The sequence below is a fragment of the Rhizobium sp. SEMIA 4085 genome, assembly GCF_013004495.1.
Classification (GTDB): domain Bacteria; phylum Pseudomonadota; class Alphaproteobacteria; order Rhizobiales; family Rhizobiaceae; genus Rhizobium; species Rhizobium gallicum.
Window position 1 is genome coordinate 1 of the sequence record NZ_JABEPH010000255.1, and the last position, 8,855, is coordinate 8,855.

9 protein-coding genes are annotated in these 8,855 nt (G+C 59.9%); 2 read left to right on the forward strand and 7 right to left on the reverse strand.

Annotation, left to right across the window (positions count from 1 at the left end):
• Positions 1-633, reverse strand: a 633-nt coding sequence (locus tag C9413_RS22205; RefSeq protein ID WP_170250918.1) for a response regulator transcription factor, incomplete at its 3' end; no start/stop codon positions are given.
• A gap of 302 nt (positions 634-935) precedes the next feature.
• Here C9413_RS22205 and C9413_RS22210 point away from each other — a divergent pair.
• Entirely contained in the window at positions 936-1,151 is a 216-nt protein-coding gene (locus C9413_RS22210) for a hypothetical protein (protein WP_040114556.1), read from the forward strand.
• Between the two features lie 272 nt (positions 1,152-1,423).
• Here C9413_RS22210 and C9413_RS22215 read toward each other — a convergent pair whose 3' ends face one another.
• The 6 genes from C9413_RS22215 to C9413_RS22240 all read right to left on the reverse strand — a co-directional run bounded on the left by C9413_RS22215 (position 1,424) and on the right by C9413_RS22240 (position 7,644).
• The gene (locus C9413_RS22215; protein ID WP_040114555.1) at positions 1,424-2,353 is read right to left on the reverse strand and encodes a ribokinase; all 930 of its coding nucleotides are present in this window, start codon (positions 2,351-2,353) and stop codon (positions 1,424-1,426) included.
• Positions 2,350-2,811: an RbsD/FucU domain-containing protein gene (locus tag C9413_RS22220; protein ID WP_040114554.1), complete on the reverse strand. Its 462-nt coding sequence runs from the start codon at positions 2,809-2,811 to the stop codon at positions 2,350-2,352. The genes C9413_RS22215 and C9413_RS22220 overlap by 4 nt, the downstream gene beginning before the upstream one ends.
• Positions 2,812-2,855: 44 nt before the next feature.
• Positions 2,856-3,884: a LacI family DNA-binding transcriptional regulator gene (locus C9413_RS22225; protein WP_040114553.1), complete on the reverse strand. Its 1,029-nt coding sequence runs from the start codon at positions 3,882-3,884 to the stop codon at positions 2,856-2,858.
• Positions 3,885-3,901: 17 nt separating this feature from the next.
• On the reverse strand, positions 3,902-4,813 hold the full coding sequence (locus C9413_RS22230) for a carbohydrate ABC transporter permease (protein WP_040114552.1): 912 nt from the start codon (positions 4,811-4,813) through the stop codon (positions 3,902-3,904).
• The gene (locus C9413_RS22235) at positions 4,813-5,931 is read right to left on the reverse strand and encodes a sugar ABC transporter permease (RefSeq protein WP_040114551.1); all 1,119 of its coding nucleotides are present in this window, start codon (positions 5,929-5,931) and stop codon (positions 4,813-4,815) included. The genes C9413_RS22230 and C9413_RS22235 overlap by 1 nt, the downstream gene beginning before the upstream one ends.
• Before the next feature lie 72 nt (positions 5,932-6,003).
• The gene (locus tag C9413_RS22240; protein WP_040114550.1) at positions 6,004-7,644 is read right to left on the reverse strand and encodes an extracellular solute-binding protein; all 1,641 of its coding nucleotides are present in this window, start codon (positions 7,642-7,644) and stop codon (positions 6,004-6,006) included.
• A gap of 352 nt (positions 7,645-7,996) precedes the next feature.
• Between C9413_RS22240 and ugpC the strand changes: the two genes are divergently transcribed.
• Positions 7,997-8,855, forward strand: an 859-nt coding sequence (gene ugpC, locus C9413_RS22245; protein ID WP_170250919.1) for a sn-glycerol-3-phosphate ABC transporter ATP-binding protein UgpC, incomplete at its 3' end; no start/stop codon positions are given.

Consider the following 8,855-nt stretch of genomic DNA (forward strand, 5'->3'; position numbering starts at 1 on the left):
CCCGAGCGCGTCGTGCAAGGAGCGGCGCAATCGCGCCACATGCACGTCGACGGTTCGCGGGTCTACGAAATTCGCCTTTGGCCAGACTGCCTCGATCAGTTCGGGCCGGCCAAACACCCGCCCGGGTGTGCTCATCAAAGTGCTGAGTATTCGAAATTCGATCGGGCTTAGGCCTACCGGCTTGTCGTTTGCCAGCGCCCGCCTTGCAGCGGTATCGAGCCGAAGATCGTCGGGACCGGAAATGGCGGGGGGACCGGCAACGTCATGGGGGCCTGCTTTAAGGCGGCCATGAAGGTAAGACAGCAGCCATTCTGGCTTCATCGGGCGAATGAAACTCTCATCGATCTCGGCCTTGAGAATGTCGATATAGGGAACTCCTTCGGCAACGAGCGCGACGACCAGCACGTCTGTGGAACGGCCTGATGCCTTCAGCCGATCGGAAAGATCTGAAAGGATTGAGGACGCCGGCTGGCAGTCGATCAGCAGCACTTCGATCTTTTTCTCGGCGATCAAGGCCAGTGCTGCCTCGGATCCATCGGCCAGAACCGTGGAATAGCCTGCGGCCAAGAGAACGTGGGACAGCATCAGGTAGTAGTCCGCATCCGTCGATAGGATTGCGATACGGGGTGTCATTTGGTACCTCGCGGGCGTCCTGCGATGAAGGACCATTTTTGATGTTACATCATACAAGGCAGATAGCGGCAAAACCACCTCCAGTAGGCGTATAGACGAGAACTTCGCTTATTAAACACGTTTTACGTGATTCATGAAGGCTTGACCTTCTACTTTTGTTGCAACATAATGTGACCAGCATTGATTGAACGCTAGCACTCGTGGCTGATTGCCAAGGACGGCACGTGATCGTGGCCCGTAGGGATTGACGTCCGGCAATCGTCTTTCGATCAACCCGCGCCGGACGGTGACGGGACGAGTGGATGCGTGACAAAGGTCTGAAGCAACAACATTGTTTTGAAGCGGCGCTGCGCGCTGGCACTACAACCGAAACCGCGGCGGCCGCCGCCTCCTCGCTCTACGGCGCCTGCGCAAAAACGGCTGTCGCCTGGTGCGCCATTCACGCGCGCAGTGATGGGCGGAGAGGCGACTTCGCCTTTTGGGTCCGGGTGTTTCGCCATCTTGACGACGACGGCTAGTCTAAGGCCAAGTTCTCCTGGAGGAACGCAAGCGTCTTGTTCGATGGGCAAAGCGACCGAAACTTGCGGTGACAAACGCGCGCTCCAAAAGCTGTTCGAGCGGCTTTCTTGGGGCGAGGTGAGCGCCGACCTGTTCGGGCCAAACGTGGCGTGAGCCGACGGCACTCTTCCCGGCTAAGAGTTTCCGTGTCGCGCTCGCCTGGGAGAGTTGCCTAACGAGCCGCACACGCGTCCAACGTCCGGTTGATCTAGATTTCGGTTGCGCTCTTCAATCATGATGAGCGCAACAAGGCGTTGATGTCGGCGCGCGAGGGCATGGCGGGGGCCGTGCCCGGCCGTGTTACGGCGATTGCCGCAGTCGCGCAACCGAAGCGGACAGCCTCGACCGGCGCACATCCTTCGGAAATCGCCGTCGCGAAGGCACCAAGGAAGGCATCCCCGGCTCCGGTTGTGTCGATGACATTGCCTGCTGAGAACGCCGGTACGAATTCGCTCTGCCCGGTGCTGTGATAAAACGCGCCGCGTGCGCCGAGCGTGATGATCACCGCTCGCGCCCCCCGATCAAGCAAGGTGGAGGCCGCCGCACGTGCCTGTTCATCAGTTTCGATCGGGTGGCCCACCATTTCCGCTGCTTCAACTTCATTCGGGACGATGAAATCGCACAAGCCGTAGATGCTGTCCGGGATGGCGCGGGCAGGTGCGGGGTTGAAGATCGTCGTCGCGCCTGCCGTTTTCGCCATCGACAGGCCATGTATGGCCGCTTCGAGGGGTTGTTCGAGTTGGGTCATGAAGATGGCAGCGTTTTCGATCTCCGTCCGGTTCGCGTCGACATCGTCGATGCCGATAAGGCCTGCCGCACCCGGTGCGACGATGATGGCATTGTCGCCACTTACTTCGTCGACGAAGATGAAGGCCGCGCCTGTGGATACGCCTTCCATCTTCATCACATTGGCTTTCACGCCCGCCGCCGCATAGGCCGCAAGCGCCATCTCGCCGAACGGGTCGTTGCCGACCCGGGAGATAAAGGTCACTTTACCGCCGGCTTTTGCCGCGGCAATTGCCTGGTTGGAGCCCTTGCCTCCCGGCCCGAGCGTAAAGCCCGACCCCATCAGCGTCTCGGCAATATGGGGCAGGCGCTTGGCCTTGTAGGCAGTGTCGGCGGCAAAAATGCCCAGAATGACGATCCCGCTTTTTTCGCTCATCTGACGGCCTCCGCCGCCGCAATGACACCCTTGGTCAGAAGGAAACATCCGTAGAAGCGCAGTTCCCCGGTTGCGATCACACAATAGGCCTTGCTGGCGATGTCATAGAACGCCATGCGTTCGACGGGATACATCGGCGATGGCTTGCCTTCGGCGCGGTCGACAATGGCCTGGACTTCCTGTTGAATCGGCGGAATTTCATCGGGCTTGCCGATCACTTCCATGCGGCCCGCCGAAGGCTGGATCGGTGTGTCCAGCGGGAAGACGGAAAGGACCGCGTCTATCGCCTGCGGCGCGGGGATGTTTTCCATAGTCAAAAGCTTACCCAGACGCGTCTGGCGGGCTATCGAATCCGACGGAAAGTTCATGTCGGAAATGACGAGATAGTCGCCGTGTCCCATGTTGCAAAGTGCTTGAAGAATGTCGCCGTTGAGTTCGGCCCTGATTCCCTTGAGCATTGATCCTTCCATCCCTTTCTAATGGCCGCAGTGCCGGCCTTGCTTCAATTTCTATGCCCAGCGATATCCGCCTTAGGTTGCGCGGGCGGGCCGCTTGAACCACGCACGATCAGCGACCCGTCAACCATCTCGTCTTCCCTGCCCGGTGGTTCCTCAAGGAGAAGGCCGACGGCGCGCCGTGCCAGCGTGTCGGCCGGCTGGCGTATGGTCGTCAGCCGCGGCACGACGAGATTGGCGAGCGAAATGTCGTCGAAACCCGTCACTGACAGCTTGCGCGGCACGTCGATCTTGAGGTCGCGGGCAGCGCGCAGCGCGCCGATGGCCTGCTGGTCGCTGGCAGCTGCAACCGCCGTTGGCCGGTCCTGCGGCGGACGCGAAAGCAGGTCTCGGGCAATTCTTTCACCGGACTCGTAGTCGAATCTGCCGTAGGCAATTTCGAGTTCAACGCGTTCGCCGGTCCTGCCGAACCGGTCGATTTGGCTGACGAAGCCCTCCTGGCGCATGCGCCCGGCCTCGGTGTCGAGCGGCCCGGCGATATAGGCGATGTGGCGGTGCCCCAGCCCATAGAGATGGTCCGCAATCAGCGCGGCCGCTTGCGCATGGTTGGTCGACACCAGGGGAAAGGTGCCGAAGCGCCGGTCCAGCGATATGATCGGAACCGCTGCCTCGAGGTGGAGCCCCGAACCATCGCTCGAAGCCACCACGATGATGCCGCGCACCGACCGGTCAAGAAACGCAGAGACGTGGCTCTGCTCTGCGGCGCGATCATTATGCGAGCTCGCCAGCATGAGGCTATGCCCGCATTCGAGCGCCGCACGCTCGACGCTTGCGGCAAGCTGCGCGAAGAAAGGATTGGTGATGTCGGGAACGACGAGGCCGATGACGTCGGTTCTGCTGGTGCGCAGCGCTCTCGCGGTCACGTTCGGACGGTAACCGAGCGCAGAAATCGCACCGTTGACCTTTTCGCGCAGCATAGGTTTGACGGCGGTTTCGCCTGACAGCACGCGCGAAACGGTGCCCACGGATACGCCTGCATATTCGGCGACATCCTTGACTGTGGGCATCTTTGACATTTTCGAACGCCCCGCCGCTACTTGACTGCTCCTGCGGTCATCCCGGCGATGATGTGCTTTTCCAGCACGACGCCAACGATGACCAGCGGAAGGATACCGGCGGTGGAAAGGGCGGCCATCGACCACCAGTTGATGCCCTGGCTGCCCGTCTGGCTGGCAATCATCACCGGCAGGGTGTTGGTATTGGTGGAGGTCAGCAGCGCGGCGAAGAAATATTCGTTCCAGCACAGGATCAGCGCCAGGAGGAAGGCGGCAACCATGCCCGGCAGAACGAGCGGCACGATGATGCGGGCAAATGCGCCCCAGACCGACAGCCCATCGACGAGCGCGGCCTCCTCGAGCTCTACTGGCACCGTAGCGAACTGGTCGCGCATGATCCAGACGACGATCGGCAGGACCATCAGCGTGTAGACGGCGATCATGCCCACATAAGTGTCCAGCAGCGCCAACTCCTTGTAGAGAACCAGGAACGGCAGGGCGAGGACGACGGGCGGCATAATGAGCTGCGACAAGAAGAAGAAGGAAATGTCGGAGTTGCGCATATGCCCGAACTTATAGGAAAAGCGGCTGAGGCCATAGGCCGCGAGCGATCCGAGCACGACTGCAAGGGCGGACGCCGTGACCGAGATGATGACGCTGTTCCAGAGCCTGCGCATGAACTCGTCGCGCACCGTCGATATCTGGAAGATCGTATCCGGGGAAAGCCCGAGCGAGCGCCAGCCCAGCCAGCTGGGCGAAAAGTTGAACCAGGGGATCAGATTGCCCCGCATGACATCGGCGGCCGTCTTGAACGAAGTCGAGACCGTCCAGAACAGCGGGAAGACGCATACAAATGCCCATATGACGAGCAGGCCGTAGACGGCCAAACGCATGGCCCACCAGCGAATTCGCTGCCCGCGCGCATATTTTTCGAAATCGATCCGGACCATCAGAGCCTTCCTGTCATGCGCTTCACGATGCGGTCGGAAAACTTCATCAGCACCGTCATACCGAAGACGATGATCACCAGATAGACGAGTGCGAGAAGGGTGCCATATCCGACATTCGAACGGTCGCGGTATTCGCGATAGATGAAACTGGTGACGGAATCGGTCGCCCCGCCAGGACCTCCTGATGTCACCGTGATGATGATGTCGGCGAGCTTGAGCTTGAAGATGATGCGGATCATCACCGCCGTTACCGAAACAGGCAGCATGAGCGGGAAAATGACCTTCCAAAAGCGTTGCCACTTGGTGGCACCATCGACTTCGGCCGCCTCCAGCACCTCCCGCGACAAGGCCTGCAATCCGGCGAGCAGCATGATCATCATGAAGGGAATGAAGGTCCAGGCGTCCATGATCATGATCGAAAGCCGCGCTGTCAGCGGGTCGCCGAAGAAGGATGGATTTTCAAAGCCGAGCCAGCGGGCAAGCCGCGCGACCGGGCCGAAACGGGTCTCCATCATCGACTTGCCGACCATCCAACTCACCGCGACCGGCGACAGCATCAAGGGCACCAGGAAGGTCACGCGCCAGAACTTGCGTGCGATGATTTCCTGGTTGAGAAGCAAGGCCAGGCCGAACGCGATTGCATATTCGACCGCAATCGCCAGACAATAAAGAATCATATTGAGTAAGGCATTGGTATAGAACGGATCCGCGATCATCCGGCGCACATTGTCGAGCCCGTTGAAGCGGCGCCCGGTTGAAGAGGCGAGGTTCCAATCAGAAAAGCCGATCCAGAGCGCAAAGATCAGCGGGAATACCACCATCGACACAACGAAAAGCGCTGCCGGCAGAACAAAAAGCACCTTCTTGCCTGCCTCGCCGTAAATGACGACGCGCGTGACGCAGAGGGCCGCGGCCCAGAGAAAATAGGCGTAGAGAACCGGGCGCCAGTTCGCGAATCCCCAATCGATCCAGCCCAGCTCATGAGCACCCTGTAATACAAACGATACTACGAACCATATAGCGCTCAGCCACAGAGCCGCGCGGCCCCAGAAACGACGGCTCGCGGAAATGTAGCCGGCTTCGACCGTGTGGAGCAGGTCGCCTTCGACTGTCGACATGATATTCCTCGTCCGGACAGAATGGGCGCTGGCGAAATCGCTTCCGATCCGCCAGCGCGTTTAGTCAACCGGTCAGAGCCCGAGGCTCGCCCGATAGAGTTTCAGCTGGCTATCGCGGCCGATCTGGTCGGTGATCTTCTCCCAGGCGCCTGCAATCGCATCCGCGGTTTCCTGTGCCGACTTGTACTGTCCGGCAAAACCCTTCGCCAGTTCGTCCTCGGCGACAGAGTAATATTGGAAGATGCCGGGGATGCGCGGTTCGATGGCCGCGTTCGGGTGGTTGTAGCTGTCGGCGTTCGAACCCAGATAGTCCTCGATATAGGCGCGGTCGTAACCTGCCTTTTCCCATTCGTCATAGTTGAAGTTGGACTGACGGTAGGGCTGGAAGCCGGAGGGATAGGCCGACGTCCACAGGGACAGATCCTTGCCGCCGAGATGGGCAGCAGCAGACCAAGCGGCCTTGCGCTTCTTCTCGTCGCTTGAGACCTGCTTGGTGACGTAGATGCCCCAGCCGAGATAGGCCATGTTCGGCGCTTCGTTGTACTTGTCTTCCCATTGCCCGGTCTTGCGGTTGAAGACGCGGTTGGAGCCGCGATTGATGCCGAAGCCGACCACGTCGCCCACAACTGAGGTGTCCGAGGTGCGCGCGCCGGAGCCGACATCGCCCCACCACATGAGCATTGCGCCGGTGCCTGCCAGGAACTGCGAGAAGGCTGTGGTGCCAGGATCGGCATTGATCTGGTCGGCCGGATAGGCCTTGGCCGCGATCAGATCCAAGACGTCCTGGATCGCCTGAACCCAGGCGGGGTTATTGACAAGTGGCTTCATGTTTTCAGGATCGAACAGCCAAGCCGGGTCGCCCGGATATTTGGCATAGGCCGTCGCGCGGTTCTCGATGAAATAGAAGCCGAAACCGCCCCAACCCTTGAGCGGGTCGAGATAACCGTAGGCTGGCTGGCCGGTCAGCGGATCGGTCTTGCCGATCAGCGCCTTGGAAGCTTCGTTAACTTCCTGCCAGGTCTTCGGCGGCTCGGCCATGCCACTGATCGATCCTTCGCCGAAGTAATCCTTGCGATAGGCGAAGGTGTGGCAGTCGCCGTCGATCGTCACGCGATAGGTCTTGCCGTCCCAGGTGCCGACAGGCGGCTTCAGGTAACTCACCAAGTCGTCGGCCTCGATCTGCTTTCCAACCCAGTCGGGCATCTCGTCCAGAAGCCCGCGCCCGGCGGTGTCGCCTTCGAAGGGTGCGCCCATTTCAAGGATGTCGAAGTCGACCGTTCCGGTTGCAATCGACTGTTGAAGGCGGGCGTTGTAGTCGGCCTGGGCAAGGTCGATCCAGTTGATCTTGGCTCCCGTATAGGCTTCCCACGGCTTCAGGAAACCGCGGAAAAGGAAGTTGTGGAGATTCTGATTGTTGAGCCCCATGAAGGTCAGCTCGACACCGGCGAACTCGCCCTGCTTGACATTCGCCTTGGTCGGACCGAGGCAGAGCTCGCCCACCTTCTGCCAGTCTGCGTCCGTTGGCGAACCTTTGCCGACACCCGGAATTTGCAGGATCTGGGCGCGCAAATCATCGGCGGCAAAAGCCGTGCCGGCAATCCCGCCCATCGCGCCCGACAGGCCGAGCAGAGCCGCGGCACTTGCCGTTCCGCGCAAAACGTCGCGGCGACTTGCCTGACGGCGCATTAATGCATCGTATATTTCGACCTTCATGTCTTCCTCCTCGACGTTTCGTTGTGCTGCCGCCAGCCAGTGTTGCCGGACTGGCTCCCAGTCCCAACTTAAGACTGGCCTCGTGCAGAACTATCTGGTAAACAAGAAAATGAAACGTTTCATATCTTGCTTGAAACCGCTCCTCCCGGTCTCGCCATCGAGCATTAGACGGCAAGCGGAAAAAGTCAATGAAAAATGAAACGTTTCATGGAGGAGATTGTCGGGTGCTTTTGAGCAGAGGCAGGAGGGGCCGATTTCACCCCGGCCGGATGCTCGAAATTCCACGGCAAGATATGCATAAGCCCCGGACTCTCCGCAAAAGGGAGATCGCCGGAAAGCAAGTGGGAGCGAGATGGCTGAGGTCAATATTTCAGGGGCGAAGAAAGCCTACGGCGCCGTAAATGTCCTGCACAATGTAGATATAGAAATCCGCGACGGCGAGTTTGTAGTGCTCGTCGGCCCGTCCGGTTGCGGGAAGTCGACTTTGTTGCGGATGGTGGCAGGGCTCGAGAGCATCACGGGCGGCGCCATCTCAATCGGCGGAAAGGTCGTCAACAATCTGCCGCCCAAGGACCGCGATATTGCGATGGTCTTCCAGAGCTATGCGCTCTATCCGCACAAAACCGTTGCCGAAAACATGGTCTTTGCGCTGCGCCTACAGAAGCAACCAGCGGACGTCATCAAACAGCGCCTGCAGGCGGCGGCCGAAACGCTCGATCTCGTGCCCTACTTGGACCGTTATCCGCGCCAGCTTTCGGGTGGCCAGCGGCAGCGTGTGGCGATGGGTCGAGCCATCGTCAGGTCGCCGCAAGTATTCCTGTTCGACGAGCCTTTGTCGAACCTGGATGCCAAGCTGCGCGTGCAGATGCGCAAGGAGATCAAGGAACTGCACCAGCGGCTGAAAACCACGACCATCTATGTCACTCATGACCAGGTCGAAGCGATGACCATGGCCGACAAGATCGTGGTGATGCAGGGCGGCAAGGTCGAACAGATCGGCACGCCTCTGGAACTTTACGACCGTCCCAACAACACGTTCGTGGCAACCTTCATCGGCTCGCCGTCGATGAATCTCCTCAAAGGCCGGTACAAGGCCGATGGTGCAATCTTCGTCACGGAGAACGGCGACGAGATCCCGCTCGGTTTCACCCCGGAAGCGTCCGACGGGCAGGCTGCTGTCTCTTATACACCTCGGACGCTGCCGACGAGCG

Bases quoted from the DNA above. Each gene is read 5' to 3' on its own strand.
- C9413_RS22240 (WP_040114550.1), bottom strand. From the start codon at position 7,644: ATGAAGGTCGAAATATACGATGCATTAATGCGCCGTCAGGCAAGTCGC.
- C9413_RS22225 (WP_040114553.1), bottom strand. From the start codon at position 3,884: ATGTCAAAGATGCCCACAGTCAAGGATGTCGCCGAATATGCAGGCGTA.
- C9413_RS22210 (WP_040114556.1), top strand. From the start codon at position 936: ATGCGTGACAAAGGTCTGAAGCAACAACATTGTTTTGAAGCGGCGCTG.
- C9413_RS22235 (WP_040114551.1), bottom strand. From the start codon at position 5,931: ATGTCGACAGTCGAAGGCGACCTGCTCCACACGGTCGAAGCCGGCTAC.
- C9413_RS22220 (WP_040114554.1), bottom strand. From the start codon at position 2,811: ATGCTCAAGGGAATCAGGGCCGAACTCAACGGCGACATTCTTCAAGCA.
- C9413_RS22215 (WP_040114555.1), bottom strand. From the start codon at position 2,353: ATGAGCGAAAAAAGCGGGATCGTCATTCTGGGCATTTTTGCCGCCGAC.
- C9413_RS22230 (WP_040114552.1), bottom strand. From the start codon at position 4,813: ATGGTCCGGATCGATTTCGAAAAATATGCGCGCGGGCAGCGAATTCGC.